This is a genomic window from Flavobacterium sp. LC2016-23 (assembly GCF_009674775.1).
Classification (GTDB): domain Bacteria; phylum Bacteroidota; class Bacteroidia; order Flavobacteriales; family Flavobacteriaceae; genus Flavobacterium.
In genome coordinates this window covers 63,887-80,262 of the sequence record NZ_WKKE01000028.1, presented here as the reverse complement: position 1 = coordinate 80,262, position 16,376 = coordinate 63,887, and the positions used below count along the sequence as shown (strand labels likewise).

Here is a 16,376-nt window from a genome sequence, read left to right as displayed (position 1 = left end):
CAAAATCTGCGAGAGATAAAAAAACATAGTAATTCTTTTAATTGTATGTAACGCTTTTTAAATGGTTAACTTATATCTTATATCAGATTCTCTAAGGAAATACAAGAGAAAAGGAAGTTCCTTTTCCGAGTTCGGAATCTACCCGTAGATTGATATCATGAAGTTTGAGAATCTGCATGGTAATAAAAAGTCCCAATCCCTGTCCCTGAATATGGCGTGTATGATCGCTTCTGTAAAAGAGGTTAAAAATAGATTGCTGATCATGTTCTGAGATTCCGGGTCCCTGATCTGTAATTTTGATGACCAGTTTACCTTCATTTGAAAGAGCAGTAACGGTGACGTGCGCCGGAAATGAAAATTTTATGGCATTGTCCAGAATATTATACAAGGCAATAAAAAGCATGTGTTTATTGGCGTGAACAGAAAGTAAATCTTCATGTTCTGCAATCGCGTCCAGGTTTACCAAAACTTTAGATTCGGGATATTCAATAGCTTTCTTTTCGAGAACATTCCATACTATTTCGTCTATCCTGATGGTTTCCATTTGTTGTGGCTCCGAAAGCTCGAGTCCGGATAAAACCAAAAGTCCCTCAAGTGTGGCTTTGAGATGTAAAGTATCTTTTCGAAGTGATTTTAATACTTCTTCATATTGTTCGTTTGTCCTGGGTTGCTGCAACGCGACATCAATGTCGCCAATAATAATGGTTAGCGGTGTTTTTAATTCGTGTGACGCATTTTTCAGAAAGTTATTCTGAATCATGATGCCGCTTTCTAGTCTTTCTAAAAGATAATTAAAAGTAGTCACCAATTCTTTAATTTCATCTTTGTCGCTGGTTTGCGGTACTTCTAACCTCGAGTACAGATTTTCGGTTGTGATGGTGTTTACTTTTGCAATAACTTCTGTAAAAGGGCGGAAGGTCTGTCGCGCTAAAAATGTTCCTAACAGATAATTTAAGGGAATACCCGCCGCATAAAACAAAATAAACATAAGCCCCAGCATGTCCAGTTGTCGATTACCTGCACGATCGATTCCTGAAACCACAATTATAAAATCGCCCTGATTGTCCTTGTAAAATAATCCAACAAATTGTCTGCCGTTAATCGTAAACGTCAGCATTTTGTTTTTAGTGATTGCCTTTAAATAGTAGTCACTTAAAGGAATAGCGATATTATCCTCTACAAAAAGTTTTTTGGTTTTGGCATTATAAACCCGTATCGATTCGTTGCTGATTTTGTTATACTGAAGTTCAATCTGACGGTAACGTTCACTGTTAATTTCTTTGATCTCATCTTTTTCAAAATAAAAAAGTGCCGTTGTCATGGCATGATCTTCGAGATTATCAAAGTAGAGGTCCTTCATATGACTTCTGAACAGCAAAAAAGATCCGGCCATAAGAAGCCCTGCTATAAAAGCAAATAGCAAAGTAGAATTAATCGCTAACTTATTCTTAAGATTCATGACTCTTTTGTTTGAGCATATATCCTGTTCCTTTTATAGTATGAATGAGCGGAGTAGGGAAGTTCTTGTCTATTTTATTTCGCAAATAATTAATATAAACATCTACGGTGTTGGAAGTCGTATCAAAATCGATATTCCAGACTGCCTGTGCAATCTCAATTCGGGATAAGGCTTTCTCACGGTTCTTCATAAAAAAGATTAAAAGCTTTAATTCTCTTGACGAAAGATTTAATTCTTTTCCGTCTCTCGAAGCACTTTGTTCTTTCATATTAATTTCGATTCCGGCATAGGACTGAAAATCAAGAATTCCGCTGCTGAATTCCATACGGCGAAGCTGTGCATTTATCCGGGCCAGCAATTCTTCAAACAAAAAGGGTTTGGCCAGGTAATCATCTGCTCCGGCCTGTAAACCTTTTACTTTTTCATGCGGTGTATCGAGTGCACTCAAAATAAGTATAGGTACTATTATTTTTCGGCTTCTTAAAACTTCACAAACTTCAAATCCCGTAATATCAGGCAGCATGATGTCGAGAATGATAATATTATACTGATTCTCCATCACCTCTTTTATGGCATCAAAACCTTTTGGAATCGTTTTGACTTCATAAAGATGTTCCTCAAGTCCTCGTGTAATAAAAGAAGCGACTCTCGGATCGTCTTCGACTAATAATACTTTATTCATAAGTGAATAGAATTGGAGTGTTTACTGCTATAAAATTTACCCGTAATCATCTGTTATCAGAAGGATTTTAAGACAGACGGTCAAATTTGAAAACAAAAGTACTAAGAAAAGTACTCGCCAGCATTGTAAAAAAAAAATCATTTAAAAGAAAGGCTCCGATAGCAGTGGGGTTAAAGTGTATAGCAATACAGAAATAGGAAATTGGTGATTTTGGGATACTTTTGAAACATAAATAAATTCAGGAACCCTATATAATTCTGGCCGCAGCGATTGCAGGTATAATTTTAAAATTGATTTAAACAGGAACAAAAATACTTTTTGAAATGCACCGCATTATTTGGGTTCGAAGCATTGCTTTACGCGAAAAAGCAACTGAAATTAATTCTGAAACCTGAACTGAAACCGGATATTATTCGCCATAAGAACAAAGTCTCAGAATTTAAAAACGGTCTGGATCAGTAATCGTTTTCTTTTATTGTAATCGGACTAAAATTGGCATTAGTCGATACTATTTATCATTCGGTATAAAAAATAGATTGCGCCTGAAATAATGTCTTTAAATTGTGGTATATATTGATCATATTCAATTAATTAACACAAAAAAGATGAAAAAATTAATCCTTGCCTGTCTGTTTTTAACGAGTGTTTTTTCTAACGCTCAAGCTGTAATCCATAAAAAAGCGGTCTCCAAACCAGATTGGGGTCCTTTGAGCAGTAGTGATTTTAGATACTATTATCTGCCTGACATTGATATGTATTATGATAATGAAACGAGTGAGTTTATTTACGATCATAAAGGGAAATGGATACGTGAGAAATCACTTCCTTCGCGATGCAAAGGATATAATCTTTATGAGGGTTATAAAGTTATTATAAACGATTATAGTGGCAATAGTCCCTATAAGTATCACCAAAAGCATCTTGATAAATACCCGAAGGAAAACAGGGGTAAAGGAAAAAAAGTGGTAAAGACCCGTTCGATTCCAAGTAGTAAAGTGCCAGGCGGGCAAAACGGTAAATCCGGAAATGCATCTGTTAAGTCAATTCCGGCTACAAAAGGCGCGCCTAAAGAAAATGGGTTTTAAAAACAAAATGTCTCCCGTATATTTATAATGAGGGTAATGCTGATCCCAAAGATTCTAATCCTTGGGATTAGCTATTAAAATAATGCTTTGAAAAACTAACAATACTTTCAATGACGGGTTATTTCCATGATACATTTACTTTTTGTGATAAAATTAAAATGAAAAGTAAATTTATCACGCTTTCTGTGATAAAATAAAAACATAAATACAGCTTATCACGTTTTAGGTGATAAATTTAAAATTGAAAATAAATTTATCACAACAATAAAAAATAGTCCAAAACAAGATACTTAAAGCAGCTGTTTTTTTGGTTTGTATTATATTAAATAATTTCGGATAGCCTTATAAATAAGGATTATGCATCGTTTCCTTTCAGTAAATTGATACTTACGGTAGCGATATCAGCCTCCGGGAATCGTTTAAAAATAGAGGGATCAGGAAACAACCCTGCTTCTGCAGCCACAGTATTAAAGACGTCTATCTCTACAATATACTGGTCGGAGAAACCATGAGTGGCATCATAGGCTGTTGCGGGCGTTTTTCCTAAATTACCGGCGGCAAGTTTAGGACTTATGGTATGCAATTCTATGAGAAGCAAACCAAATTTACGGACATACGGGGACCATTTTTGTAAATGTTCGAGCAGATTATCTTCTGCCAGATTATTACTGATTCTTTTTCCTCTAAAGGCAAATGCACCCGTAGACTTGCTGATTCTGTCTTTGTTGATGTGTTTCGGATCTGTCCAGATTCGATTATGATCTAAAAAAGTCCTTACGTTAAGTAAATCTTTCAGGTCGATATTGTAATTTTCTTTCAGGTCATCTGAGAGTACGTCCGGGCGTCCGATGTCTCCCCAAATGACTTTTGCCCAAATATCGGCCTTTATAAGATTGGCTCTGGTTACTTTCAGGGCAGTCTGGTTATAATCTGCCCCAACGAGAAACAACGGATATTCGTCGAGCATTTTTCCGCGTAAGGTTTGCCTGTCGATTACTTCAAAAATGTGTTGCAGGAAAGCACCATTACCGCAGCCCATATCCAGTATTCCTTTAGGCTGTTCTTCAATAGGCAGGTTAAAAAGTTTGACGATAATTTCATCTATAACTTTAAAATACGTATCATGAGCCCCTCCGCTTCCCCATACATTCATTTCACGATCCACATGAATCTCGTTTTCTCCATCGCCTATCATTCGTAACACGGCCGGATCGCCAAAAATTAATTCTTCAATTCTGGCAAAAGTTGGCAAATAAGAAACAGTAACGCCATAAGCGCTGGCTCTTTTTGCAAAAAACAAACCTGTTTCGGTAAATTGATAATTGCCGTTTTTTTCCAGAAACCATCCAAGATGTACAAAAAAGTCTAATATCTTTTTGAAATTTTCAGGCGATTTGTGAAACTCTTCCGGTTTGAAAGAGGTTTCCATAAAATATTTGTGAAACATCCCTTTCATGGCGAGACGCACTATTGTTGGTCCGATCAGATGTCCTTCGATATGTTTTAAAATCTGGTCCTGAATCGTGTTTGTCAGAGGGTCTTCGGAAGGTTCAATTCCGTATTTTGTTTTATACTTTTCGAAAATAGCGTTGAGTTTTTCAAACGGTTCCTCTTCAAAGAGACGTGGATGAAACCGGATTGAAAACTGAAGTAAATTCACTACATCTTCATAGAGATGAAACATCGAAAAGGCTGTTGCTGTCTTTTCATTGACCAAAACCGTAATTTCCTGTGTATGATTGTCCACTTCGTAATCTAAAAAGCCCTGAGAAGCCAAAATCCGCAAACCTACATTCAGGTAACCTTCATTTGCTTTAAAAACATGCACCAGTTCGGTTAGTTGTATTTGTTTTTTGTTCAGGATAAACTCAAGGACTCCCTTGTTTTTAAATGCTATTGCTACCGGAGCAACGGCCAGTCCGTCAAGATGTCTGAAAATGAAACTTCGAAGTTGTGATGTATGCGTCATAGTAAAATAATGAATGTTTGCTAAAATTAGTGATTTTTTTCAAGTGAAGACGCTACCGTTTCAAAATGAAAAACAAACAGATTAAACGTACTATTTTTTTATTCGAATAAATTTGCCTAAGTTCCGTAGTACTATTGATTAAAAAGCCCATCCATGATAATTGAACTTTTAGATAAAGATAAAAACATACTACACTTAAAAAGTATTGATGAAATACCGAAAGACCTGAGTACTATAAATAGTCTGCAAATTATCAATTATAAAAAGCCGGATATTGTCACTTTTGAAAAACTTTTTGATATTGATACCACGATATTGAACAATAGCGACGATATCGAAATAAGTTCTCATTACCTGGAAAAAGAAAGTCAATTGGCATTTAATTTTTCATTTCCCTATTTTACAGCCCAGAATAAAATTGAAGAGATTATTGTTTCTTTTATTCTGAAGGAGGAAATTATGTTTTCGTTTATGGATATCAATTTTGAGCAATTTATACCGGAAAATAAGAGACAGGAACATTTTGATAAAATAAAAAACCTGCCGTTTACTATCAATACTTTTCTTTTAATGATGATAGGAATTGTTCCGGATTATTTTGCAGACCTGACTGAAATCATCTCAAAAAACATTAAAACTATGTATTCCAGCCTGCAGAAAGAGCATGATTATTCGGAGCATGGTTTAAATGAAATAACAGCACTGAAATTTAACAACCTGCTGGTTAAGGAATCGCTGAATGAATTTAGAAGGATCCTTCATCTGCTTAGAAAAAGCGATAAACTTAGCCCTGAGATCAAAGAAACAATTTTACTGGAATTGAGTGACTTAACCGTAATTAATGAATACGTCCAGAACAATTTTGAGCGTTTAGACGATTTAAAAGATTATATTTCCACAAAAATTGACCTGGAGCAAAATCGAATCTTTAAAACCTTAACCATTATCACCATGTGTATTTCACTGCCAATGCTTGTTGCAGGAATTTATGGTATGAATTTTAAGAATATGCCTGAACTGGATTGGGAGTATGGTTATTTTTATGCGATAGCCTTAATACTTATTTGTTTTATTATACCCCTGATCTGGTTTAAACGAAAAAAATGGCTGCAGTGAAAATAATTTAAATTTCAGTTTACCTTTATTTTTGTAACGCTTGCCCTGCTTTGGTTTTCTTTAAAAAAACAATTAAGACAACAGATAGCGCTGAAAGAATTACATATTGCCAGTGCTATGGATTTTAACGGCTGAAATTAAAGGTTTTAAACCTGCTTTACCTTGAAAAAAATTTCAGGAACCACCACTGGATGGTGATTTCAACTCCAATAAAAATTGATTTATATTCTTATAGTTTCTATTTTTGCCCTTATGAACGATAACTTTATAAATGAATATTTTGGGATAGGAATACAAAATGGTAAAACGCCTGAAAACTTAGGCGTTCTGTGGCGATCGGCTCAAAACTTAGGTGCTACTTTTATTTTTACCATAGGTAACCGATACGCTAAACAGGCCTGTGATACGCATGATGCCGTAAAAGCAATTCCTTATTTTCATTATGATACTTTTGAGGCTTTTTTTGAAAACCTGCCTAAAGGAGCACGATTGGTTGGTGTTGAATTAGATAAAAAAGCATCTGATTTAGAGACCTTTGAACACCCAAGACGTTGTGTCTACTTGTTGGGAGCAGAAGATCATGGCTTATCCAAAAAAGTAATGGATAAATGCCATCATCTCGTGAAGTTTAAATCAGAAAAAAGCTTAAATGTGGCTGTAGCAGGAACCATTATTATGTACGACAGAAACTTGCCTAAACCACGTTCGTAAATACCAGTTCATAAGTTATTGTGTTGCAGGCAGAAACTAAATTTTTTATTTTTCAATTTGAAATAAACGCGATAATTTCTGTTTTCCTATTTAGTAAAATAATTCAGAAGTAAATTCAGATTTTTAAAGGAAAAATACCTGATGAAAATTCGAAAATCAGATAAAAATCTAAATAAATAATCTCTTTCCGATTAGTGTTTTCAACCTGTTTTTAAAGGTTTGAAATTAGGTACAGAAAAGAATATCACAAACTGTCTTTTGAGCAGAACCTTGCTTTTGTGGTTTAATGTAAATATGTAGGATTTTTTTTGTAGTTTAGTGTGAGTTAAAAACTTAAGCGATTACAGATGAAATCATTTAAAATTTTTTTAGTTGAAGATGATCCGTTTTTTGGAGAAACTTTAAAATACCACCTTAAATTAAATCCTGATTTTGAAGTGCTTTTGTTTAAAACCGGGAAAGAATGTCTGGACAACCTGTTCCTGAATCCTAATATTATTTGTCTGGATTTTGGATTGCCGGATACTAGTGGTGACGTATTACTCAAAAAAATACAACAGACAAACAATAAAATTCCAATTATTATTATAAGCGGACAGGAAGAAATTGAGGTTGCTGTTGATTTCTTAAAATCAGGAGCAAAAGATTATATTGTAAAAAGTGCTCATACAAAAGAATTACTTTGGAATTCGATTATTAAAATCAGGGAGAATTTAAGTCTCATTGAGGAAGTAGAGGAGCTAAAAGAAAAGTTAGAGCAAAAGTTTAGTTTTGAGAAGACCCTGTTAGGGCAAAGTGATGCTATAAAAGCAGTTTTTAATAAAATAAACAAATCATTAAGCACCAATATAAATGTTTCGATTACCGGAGAGACGGGAACAGGGAAAGAGATTGTAGCAAAAGCAATTCATTATAACTCTGACAGGAAAAACAAGCCATTTGTGGCCTTAAATATGGCAGCGATTCCAAGGGAATTGGTAGAGAGTGAATTTTTCGGTCATGAAAAAGGGGCTTTCACAGGAGCCGATCAAAGATCCATTGGTAAATTTGAACAAGCTCATGGAGGTATTATTTTTCTGGATGAAATTGCTGAACTGGATTTAAATCTTCAAAGTAAACTTTTACGCGTGCTGCAGGAGCGTGAAGTAACCAGACTTGGAGGGAAAGAAGTTATTAAGTTTAATGCCCGGCTCATTATTGCTACGCACAAAGATCTGAAAGAGGAGGTTAAAAAAGGAACGTTCAGAGAGGATCTTTATTACAGGATTATTGGCCTGCCCATAGAATTGCCTCCTTTACGGGAAAGAGGTCATGATGTTTTGCTTTTAGCAAAGCATTTTATAGATCTTTTTACAAAAGACAATAAATTGAAAACAATCAATATTTCAAAACAAGCCAAAGACAAATTACTCAAATATAAATTTCCCGGAAATATCAGAGAGCTCAAATCAGTTATAGAGCTGGCGTGTGTAATGTGTGATAACAATGAGATTGAAGTGGATGACTTAACATTTGACACTATAAATGATACCGATTTTTTCCTGTCTGATGATAAAACATTAAAAGAATTCACCTCTGATATTATTTTGCATTATTTAAAAAAGAATAATGAGGATGTCTTAAAAACAGCAAAACAATTAGATATCGGGAAATCGACGATTTACAATTTAATTCAGTCCAGTCAAACCAAAAAAATGATTTAAATGAAAGTAGCTACCGTTTTATTTAAAGATGATTCATTCCTAAGAGAATTAAATAGTGATAATTTAGATTTTAGTGCTGCCGATCTGATTTTAGGTTTCGGTGAAAGAAATCTTTTATCAGACGAGAAGGTTTTCAATCAGTTAAAAAATAAATTTCCCACGGCACAACTGATCCTGTGCTCTTCAGCCGGAGAGATCTATGAAAATGAGGTTTTAGACCACACGATCTCGCTTACTGCAATTAAATTTTCTTCTACCGTAATTAAAACCTATGAAGTTGATATAACTGCTTTTGAAAATAGTTTTCAGGCCGGTGCTTCGCTGATTGAAAAATTTGATCAGGAAGATTTAAAATTAGTCCTTATTCTGTCCGACGGAGGTAAAGTGAATGGAAGTGAGTTAGTCAATGGTATGAATTCCGTAAAAAAAGAAGAGGTACTAATTGTTGGAGGGCTTGCAGGTGATGCAGCAAAATTTGAAAAGACAGTCGTCGGATTAAATGAAATTCCGACACCGGGCAAAATTGCAGCGGTTGGTTTTTACGGACAAAAACTCGCTGTGTCTCATGGATCGTTGGGAGGTTGGGAAAGTTTCGGCTTAGAGCGCGTAGTAACGAAATCAGAAAGTAATGTTTTGTACGAGATAGACGGAAAAAATGTACTGGATCTCTATAAAATTTATTTAGGAAAGTATGCAGACGAATTACCGGGTTCTGCACTGCTTTTTCCTTTGTCAATCAGGATTGATGGCGTTGAAGAACCTATTGTGAGAACTATTTTATCTATAGATGAAACCAATCAGACCATGACCTTTGCGGGTGATGTGCCCAAAGGAAGTAAAGTCCGGTTTATGAAAGCTAATTTTGACAGGCTGATTGATGCGGCAAGTGAAGCTGCTGCTTCCTGTTTGGAAGTAAATAGTTTTAATCCAAAATTGGCACTTTTAATTAGTTGTGTGGGACGAAAATTAATTCTCGGAGGCAGAATTGATGAAGAGGTAGAGGCCGTTGCTGATATTTTTGGAGATAAAACGATTATTTCCGGTTTTTACTCCTACGGAGAGATTTCGCCTTTGAAAGCGTTTGGGGAATGCGTCCTTCACAATCAGACCATGACCATTACCTGTATTAATGAAATCGAGTAGCTATGGATATGCATAAACTATTGCAGAGACAAATTAATAAAAATGTACCTCTGGAACTGCAAAACAATCCCTCTTTTCAGGCCTTTATTAAGACGGTTAACGATTCTTATTGGTCTTTTGAAAGGGATAAGGATCTCATGGACCATTCGTTTCAGGAAAGTGAAAAGGAATATAACGAGGTCAATCAGAATTTAAAAAAGGAGTATGCATTAAAACAACAGTCTATTTTAAATCTTTATGAAAGCCTTAAAGAGTTAGATCAGGGTTACCGTTCCATAAACGACGGGGAAAAAAATGATCTTCTTTTGATTTCAAAATATTTAAGCGAACAAATAGCGAAAAGAAAAGAAACGGAAAAAAAATTATTTGAGACTGTCCAGTTTTTAAAAACACTCTTAGGAAATTTACAATCGGGAATCCTTGTGGTAGACAATAACGATACGATTTTATTTGTAAATCAGTATTTATGCGATATACGCAATATCAAGGCTTCTCCGGAAGAGATGATAGGAAAAAAAACGAGTCAGTATATCACTGATGCCCAGGTATTATTTAAAGACAGTGTGGCGTACAGGGACAGGATTGCCGAAATTTTAGCGAACAACAAAATTGTGACCGGTGAGATACTCGAAACAATAGACAATCGTTTTTTTGAAAGGGATTATATCCCAATTTTCGTTGAAAAGGAATGTATCGGACATCTCTGGAAGTCTACAGATGTAACACAAAGGATTAAAAGTAAAAATTTACTCAAACAAAGTGAAGAGCGTAACCGCATTATCATGAATTCTTCCCTGAATGCTATTGTGACCATAGATAATACGGGTAAAATAACTTTTTGGAATAATCAGGCCGAAACTATTTTTGGCTGGAAAAAGGATGAGGTTTTGGGAAAAACATTAAATGAAACGATAATTCCTAACCGGCATAAGAAGGGCCATGAAGACGGACTTAAATATTATATAAAGACCGGCAAAGGCCCTGTGCTGAACAAACAAATAGAATTGCCCGCCCTCAATAATAAGGGGCATGAATTTCCTATTGAAATTTCAATTATACCTTTAGAACAAAATGGAGAAGTATTTTTTTGCTCCTTTATTCAGGATATCTCAGAGCGAAAGAAAGTAGAAACCAAACTAAAATTTCAGGAAGAGAAATATCGAAATATTATTGCTAACATGAACTTGGGACTTATCGAGGTTGATAACAATGAGATCATTCAATATGCCAATCAGAGTTTTGCCAATATTTCCGGATTTGAAATCGAGGAACTCATCGGACTGAACCCTTCTAAGACTTTTGTGCTTGGAAAGAATATCGAAAAGATGAAGGATAAGAACAAATTACGCGAACAGGGAGTTTCTGATGTATATCAGATGCCGGTAAGAAATAAAAGAGGAGAATTAAGATGGTGGGCCATTGGTGGCGCACCCAATTACGATGACAAAGGAAATCTGGTAGGTTCAATCGGGATTCATCTTGATATTACAGAGCAAAAACAGATGGAAGAGGAGCTGGAAAGTGAGAAAATTAAAGCTCAGGAAGCCTCTAAAGCAAAAGAGATTTTTTTAGCTAATATGAGTCATGAAATACGCACGCCTCTTAATGGTATAATTGGTTTCCTGCGTGAATTAGAAAGACAACAGCTTACAGATTTACAAAAAAAATATGTGGAGAACAGTACAGTAGCTTCAAAACATTTGCTATCGATTATCAACAATATACTGGATATCTCAAAAATTGAAGCAGGAGAGATGTCCCTTGAGGAAGAAGATTTTATTTTTAAAGATGTCATTAATAATGTAGTAACAGTTCTTGAGCCCCTCGCAAAGAAAAAAGGATTAAAACTTATTGCGCATATTTCAAAAGATATTAATACGGTTTTAAAAGGAGATTTTTTACGATTAGAACAGGTTCTTTTTAATCTTGTTGGCAATTCTTTAAAGTTTACAACCAAAGGGAAAATATATTTGAAATGTGAAATTGTACAGGATAGCAAGGCCTTTCAAAAACTTCAGATTTCTGTAGAAGATACAGGAATAGGAATGGAGCAAAATTTTGCAGATATTATCTTTAATAAATTTTCTCAGGAAGACAAAGCAATAACCAGAAAATTTGGAGGCACGGGTCTCGGAATGACAATTACAAGAGAACTAATTCAATTAATGAACGGCGAAATTAATGTACAGAGCGAAAAAGGCTCAGGTACTACGGTTAGTTTTATTTTAAACTTTGAAAAGGGAGACATCCATAATATTAAAAAAGTTAAGGAAGAAATTAATTTTGACATTTCGGGAATTCATGTTTTGTTAGTAGAAGATAATATTATTAACAGGATGGTTGCTATTAACTCTCTGCATTATTTTAATTGCGTGGTCACTGAAGCCACGAATGGTCTGGAAGCCATTGAGATTTTAAAAAATAAACATTTTGACATTATTTTGATGGATGTCCAGATGCCTGAAATGGATGGTATTGAGGCAACTATAAAAATAAAGAAAGAACTGAAGCTGCAAACGCCCATAATTGCCCTTACAGCCAATGCTTTTAAAAGCGAAGTTGAAAAATGCAAAAATGCAGGTATGGATGATTATATTACCAAACCTTTTGAAGAGTTTGATTTAGTAGAAACAATAGCCCGATATACCAATAAAAAATTTAATGATATCGACAAGTCTGTTCAGGACCAAAACCAAAAACGCTATGATTTAAAAGTTTTGCACAGCATTAGCAGAGGCAATGCAGAATTTGTCTCAAAAATGATTATAATTTTTATTGAACAGATAAAAGAAATACTTCCAAATGCAGAAGCAGCTCTGGCTTCTGATAATTTTTCAGTACTGAATCAACTGGTGCATAAGATTAAGCCCAGCATCGAAAGCATGGGAATAATAAGCATTAAAGAAGAAATTGCCCTGCTTGAAAAAAGCACCAGAGAGATTCCTGATAAAGAAAAGATTACCCGCTTATTTTTTAAGATAAAAGAAACCCTGCTGATTGTTGCTGAACAGCTGCAAGAGGAAATTTAAAATTAGATTTTCTGGAATTTTTTCCAAAATTTGGAAAAGAAACTATTCTTTTAAATATGCAAAGTGCTGATATATAAGGTTTTGTTGCTTTGGCCTGACTATGGTATACCTGTTATCAAACAAAAACAGATAACATGGAAACTCAATCTCAATTTAAATTCTTTATCGTAGACGATGATATTTTTTGTGCCAATGTGTACAATCAATATCTCGTAAACATGAACTATACGGACATTACACATTACACAAATGGTACTGATTGTATCAGTAATCTGCACCAAAATCCGGATATTATTTTTCTGGATCATAATATGGAAGATATTAGTGGTTTTGAAGTACTCAAAAAAATTAAACGATACAATCCTAATATATACGTAGTTATGATTTCCGGACAGGAAAACATTAAAACCGCAGTTGATGCTTTAAAGTACGGTGCTTTTGATTATGTAATAAAAGGCAATGATGTTCATGAAAAAATGGGGCTTATTATAAGCAAAATAATTGTTGTCAAGGAGCAATTAAAAAAGACCAATCCCGGTTTTATTAAACGTTTATTATCCATTTTTTAAAGTTACGACCTACCATGAAAAACTTAGCCACAATCTTAGTTTTACTATTGCTTTTTTGTTCCTGTAAAACGCAAAATCTCTTAGTAAGTAAAACGGAAACAAATAGTACGGCATCTTTTTTATATGATCCCGGTTATCAGTACAAAATACGTAAAGATGATAAAATATCAATTTCGGTATGGGGTGAGGACAACCTGAGTGTAGGCTCGGTCTACGGAATTTATAATTCCAATGAAGTGTACGGAAAATGGCTGATGGTCGATACTTACGGAGCTATTGAAATACCTAAAATAGGCACCATCACAGTACTTGATAAAACAGTTCCTGAAGTAAAAGAGATCATTAAAAACGGTCTGAAGAAATGGTTACTAAACCCTATTGTAGACGTAAAAATACTCAACAAGGAAATTATTGTTTTAGGAGAAGTACGAAATCCAAATACAGTCGCAATTGATAAAGATCATGTGAGTTTACTTGAAATGATTAGTAAAACAGGCGGTTTTGAATTTTACGCCAATTTAAAAGCAATAAAGATTTTAAGACAGGAAGGCGAAAATGTAAAAGTAACCAATTTAGACCTTACTGCCGGGAACGATATTTTAAATACCAACATACAATTGCATCCGGGCGATATTGTTATCGTTCCTTCTAAAAAGAATAAAGAGTTTGACAAACGTGTAGCGACCATAATACCATTGACAACAACTGTAAGTGCTGCTGCAATAATTATGGGCATTTTGTAAAAAAAAAGAATCATGAACGAGAACATCAGAATATTAAAACCATTTTTCAGAGGATTACCCCTAATAATCCTGGCAATTATAATTTCAGTACTGGCCGCAAAAAAATACCTTACCTACGTAACTCCCATGTATGAGAGTACTGTAAAGTTAAAATTAGCAGATGTTCAGGAAGGAGTGCCAAGTGCCAACCTTTTTAAAGATTTTGATGTTTTTGCTTCTGCTAATAAAATAGCAACAGAAATAGAAGTACTAAAATCAACAGTTTTAATTAACAAAGCCATTGCTGAATTGCCCTTTAATAAAGAAATATATAGAAAAGGCAGTGTACGATCTGTAGAGTTATTTACAAACTCTCCGATTTTAGTAGACGGAACTTTTAACTCTGCTATTGCACTGGATAAAAGATATGGTTTAGATGTGATTTCAAAAAAAGAGTTTTTATTCTTTTATCCGGAATCCAAAAAGGCGTTAAAAGGGTATTTTGGTAAACCTTTGCGAATTAAAGGCGGGACATTATTACTAAATCTCAATACACCTTTTATCAATTCTAAAAAAGACCTGAAAATTATAGATTCGTATGAATTTGAGTTCTTGAGCAATCAAAAATTAATAGACAAAATCAACAAGAATCTTGATATTGTATCCGTTGATAAAGACGTTCCCGTAATACGAATTAACCTTAAAAGCAATGTACCCGAAAAGGCTGCTTTATTTGTCAATAAACTGGCTGAAGTGTACGTAAAAGATTATATCGAAAGTAAATTCAAGGCCGCAGATACTACCGTAGACTTTCTAAAACAAGAGATTACCAGCTCTAACAAGAAACTCTCTGCATCGGAGAATAATATTCAAAATTTTAAAGACAGTGAGCATATTATTAATATACCTCAGGAAACCGAGACGGATTTAAGAAAAATTGCCCAGCTAAAAATAGAAAAGGCTAATTTAAAAATGAGCCTGGACGCCATTAAGGATCTAAATAAATATATAGCGAATGGCAAAGGCAGTTATTTAACTTTAGCGCCAAACTTTGAAGCCTTTACTGATCTCCTCTCTACCGAGATGGTCAAGAATATGAAGAATTTACAAGCCGAAAAAAAGGACCTTCTGCTGACCTATACTCCCGAGAATGAAAAAGTAAAAGTCATTGATGCCAAACTAAAAGATTTAACAGATTATCAAATTGAAAGCATAAAGAATACGCAGAATAATCTGCAGATTAAATATTCGGAACTTTCAAATGAAATTAAAGAATCTGAAAAAGTGTTTATTGGTCTTCCGGGAAAAGAGAAAAAACTAACGATTCTAAACAGGGATTTTAATCTATATGAAAAGAATTATAATTTTCTTAATGAAAAAAGAATTGATGCAGAAATCGCAAAATCAGCTAAAATTGCTTTTCATAAAGTGATAAGCCCCGCAGAAGTTTCTACAGCTCCTGTTTCGCCAATTCGTTCCATCATCATTGTGGTGTCTGCTGTAATGGGCATGTTTGGTGCCATTGTATTAATATATATCGTTCATTTTGCAAAAGCAAAAGTTAATGATACCTATACCATAGAAAAAAACAGTACCATACCTGTTGCAATTGCTACTCCCTATATCAAAAGAAGCAGTGATACGGAGGATCATTTTTTGAAAGAAGCACTGCAAATGGAATTAAAAGGACTGGTGCAGCAGAAGGGAATTATTACCATTAGCTCTTATGACAATACAAGAGAGCATTTCTTTCATTCTAAAAACCTGATCAAAGCTTTTGCTGCTCAGGGAAGAAAAGTGCTGGTAGTGGATACGACCGGAGAGCTTCAGGATTACGCAGATCAAAAGAACTATATCAATTTTTCGGGTGTTCATTATTTAAGTGCCATGCAATCTGTTTTTAAAAATGAAATTGAAGAAAAAATGAAAAATTGCGAGCTCTGTATTATTCATAATCAGGCTATACTTAAAGGGAGACTCGCACTGTTGTTCATGAGCCTGGCCTCTCAGAATTTTATTGTTCTGGACAGCAGAAAAACCGCCGAAAAAACGATAATAAACATTGAACTGCTGCAGGAAGAATATCATTTGCCAAACATGTGGTTTATACTCAATAAAGCCGGATATAACCCAAGTATTTTTTCGTCTGCCAAAAAGATTTACAACAAATATTTTAATAAATAATTTT

General features: G+C 34.5%; 12 protein-coding genes. 9 read left to right on the top strand and 3 right to left on the bottom strand.

The genetic code is table 11. The annotated features are described in order from the left end of the window. Window positions 1-91: 91 nt before the first annotated feature. On the bottom strand, window positions 92-1,459 hold the full coding sequence (locus GJU43_RS20555; RefSeq protein WP_229655098.1) for a HAMP domain-containing sensor histidine kinase: 1,368 nt from the start codon (window positions 1,457-1,459) through the stop codon (window positions 92-94). Then, window positions 1,449-2,141, bottom strand: coding sequence for a response regulator transcription factor (locus tag GJU43_RS20550; protein WP_154343495.1), 693 nt, complete (start codon window positions 2,139-2,141; stop codon window positions 1,449-1,451). Before GJU43_RS20550 ends, GJU43_RS20555 begins: the two co-directional genes overlap by 11 nt. A gap of 605 nt (window positions 2,142-2,746) precedes the next feature. On the opposite strand from GJU43_RS20550, the gene GJU43_RS20545 reads away from it, so the two are divergent. Continuing rightward, window positions 2,747-3,226 carry a hypothetical protein gene (locus GJU43_RS20545; protein ID WP_154343493.1) on the top strand — a complete coding sequence of 160 codons (480 nt, stop codon included), beginning with the start codon at window positions 2,747-2,749 and terminating at the stop codon, window positions 3,224-3,226. A 355-nt stretch (window positions 3,227-3,581) separates the two neighbouring features. On the opposite strand, the gene GJU43_RS20540 is transcribed toward GJU43_RS20545, so the two are convergent. Next, on the bottom strand, window positions 3,582-5,195 hold the full coding sequence (locus tag GJU43_RS20540) for a class I SAM-dependent methyltransferase (RefSeq protein ID WP_154343491.1): 1,614 nt from the start codon (window positions 5,193-5,195) through the stop codon (window positions 3,582-3,584). Between the two features lie 153 nt (window positions 5,196-5,348). Between GJU43_RS20540 and GJU43_RS20535 the strand changes: the two genes are divergently transcribed. The 8 genes from GJU43_RS20535 to GJU43_RS20500 all read left to right on the top strand — a co-directional run bounded on the left by GJU43_RS20535 (window position 5,349) and on the right by GJU43_RS20500 (window position 16,372). Next, complete coding sequence (locus tag GJU43_RS20535) at window positions 5,349-6,311, top strand: CorA family divalent cation transporter (RefSeq protein WP_154343489.1); 963 nt, start codon at window positions 5,349-5,351, stop codon at window positions 6,309-6,311. 252 nt (window positions 6,312-6,563) lie between these two features. Continuing rightward, window positions 6,564-7,022, top strand: a complete 459-nt coding sequence (locus tag GJU43_RS20530; RefSeq protein ID WP_132037611.1) for an RNA methyltransferase — start codon at window positions 6,564-6,566, stop codon at window positions 7,020-7,022. Between the two features lie 347 nt (window positions 7,023-7,369). Continuing rightward, window positions 7,370-8,725 carry a sigma-54 dependent transcriptional regulator gene (locus tag GJU43_RS20525; RefSeq protein WP_154343487.1) on the top strand — a complete coding sequence of 452 codons (1,356 nt, stop codon included), beginning with the start codon at window positions 7,370-7,372 and terminating at the stop codon, window positions 8,723-8,725. Next, window positions 8,726-9,868 carry an FIST signal transduction protein gene (locus GJU43_RS20520; RefSeq protein WP_154343485.1) on the top strand — a complete coding sequence of 381 codons (1,143 nt, stop codon included), beginning with the start codon at window positions 8,726-8,728 and terminating at the stop codon, window positions 9,866-9,868. Between the two features lie 2 nt (window positions 9,869-9,870). Further along, window positions 9,871-12,897, top strand: coding sequence for a PAS domain S-box protein (locus GJU43_RS20515; RefSeq protein WP_154343483.1), 3,027 nt, complete (start codon window positions 9,871-9,873; stop codon window positions 12,895-12,897). A gap of 134 nt (window positions 12,898-13,031) precedes the next feature. Beyond that, complete coding sequence (locus GJU43_RS20510; RefSeq protein ID WP_154343481.1) at window positions 13,032-13,466, top strand: response regulator; 435 nt, start codon at window positions 13,032-13,034, stop codon at window positions 13,464-13,466. Window positions 13,467-13,480: 14 nt separating this feature from the next. After that, a complete protein-coding gene (locus GJU43_RS20505; RefSeq protein ID WP_154343479.1) occupies window positions 13,481-14,209 on the top strand; it encodes a polysaccharide biosynthesis/export family protein in 729 nt (242 codons plus the stop codon). Window positions 14,210-14,221: 12 nt separating this feature from the next. Continuing rightward, entirely contained in the window at window positions 14,222-16,372 is a 2,151-nt protein-coding gene (locus tag GJU43_RS20500; RefSeq protein ID WP_154343477.1) for a GNVR domain-containing protein, read from the top strand. Window positions 16,373-16,376 lie beyond the last annotated feature (4 nt).

Bases quoted from the DNA above. Each gene is read 5' to 3' on its own strand.
- GJU43_RS20555 (WP_229655098.1), bottom strand. From the start codon at position 1,459: ATGAATCTTAAGAATAAGTTAGCGATTAATTCTACTTTGCTATTTGCT.
- GJU43_RS20550 (WP_154343495.1), bottom strand. From the start codon at position 2,141: ATGAATAAAGTATTATTAGTCGAAGACGATCCGAGAGTCGCTTCTTTT.
- GJU43_RS20545 (WP_154343493.1), top strand. From the start codon at position 2,747: ATGAAAAAATTAATCCTTGCCTGTCTGTTTTTAACGAGTGTTTTTTCT.
- GJU43_RS20540 (WP_154343491.1), bottom strand. From the start codon at position 5,195: ATGACGCATACATCACAACTTCGAAGTTTCATTTTCAGACATCTTGAC.
- GJU43_RS20535 (WP_154343489.1), top strand. From the start codon at position 5,349: ATGATAATTGAACTTTTAGATAAAGATAAAAACATACTACACTTAAAA.
- GJU43_RS20530 (WP_132037611.1), top strand. From the start codon at position 6,564: ATGAACGATAACTTTATAAATGAATATTTTGGGATAGGAATACAAAAT.
- GJU43_RS20525 (WP_154343487.1), top strand. From the start codon at position 7,370: ATGAAATCATTTAAAATTTTTTTAGTTGAAGATGATCCGTTTTTTGGA.
- GJU43_RS20520 (WP_154343485.1), top strand. From the start codon at position 8,726: ATGAAAGTAGCTACCGTTTTATTTAAAGATGATTCATTCCTAAGAGAA.
- GJU43_RS20515 (WP_154343483.1), top strand. From the start codon at position 9,871: ATGGATATGCATAAACTATTGCAGAGACAAATTAATAAAAATGTACCT.
- GJU43_RS20510 (WP_154343481.1), top strand. From the start codon at position 13,032: ATGGAAACTCAATCTCAATTTAAATTCTTTATCGTAGACGATGATATT.
- GJU43_RS20505 (WP_154343479.1), top strand. From the start codon at position 13,481: ATGAAAAACTTAGCCACAATCTTAGTTTTACTATTGCTTTTTTGTTCC.
- GJU43_RS20500 (WP_154343477.1), top strand. From the start codon at position 14,222: ATGAACGAGAACATCAGAATATTAAAACCATTTTTCAGAGGATTACCC.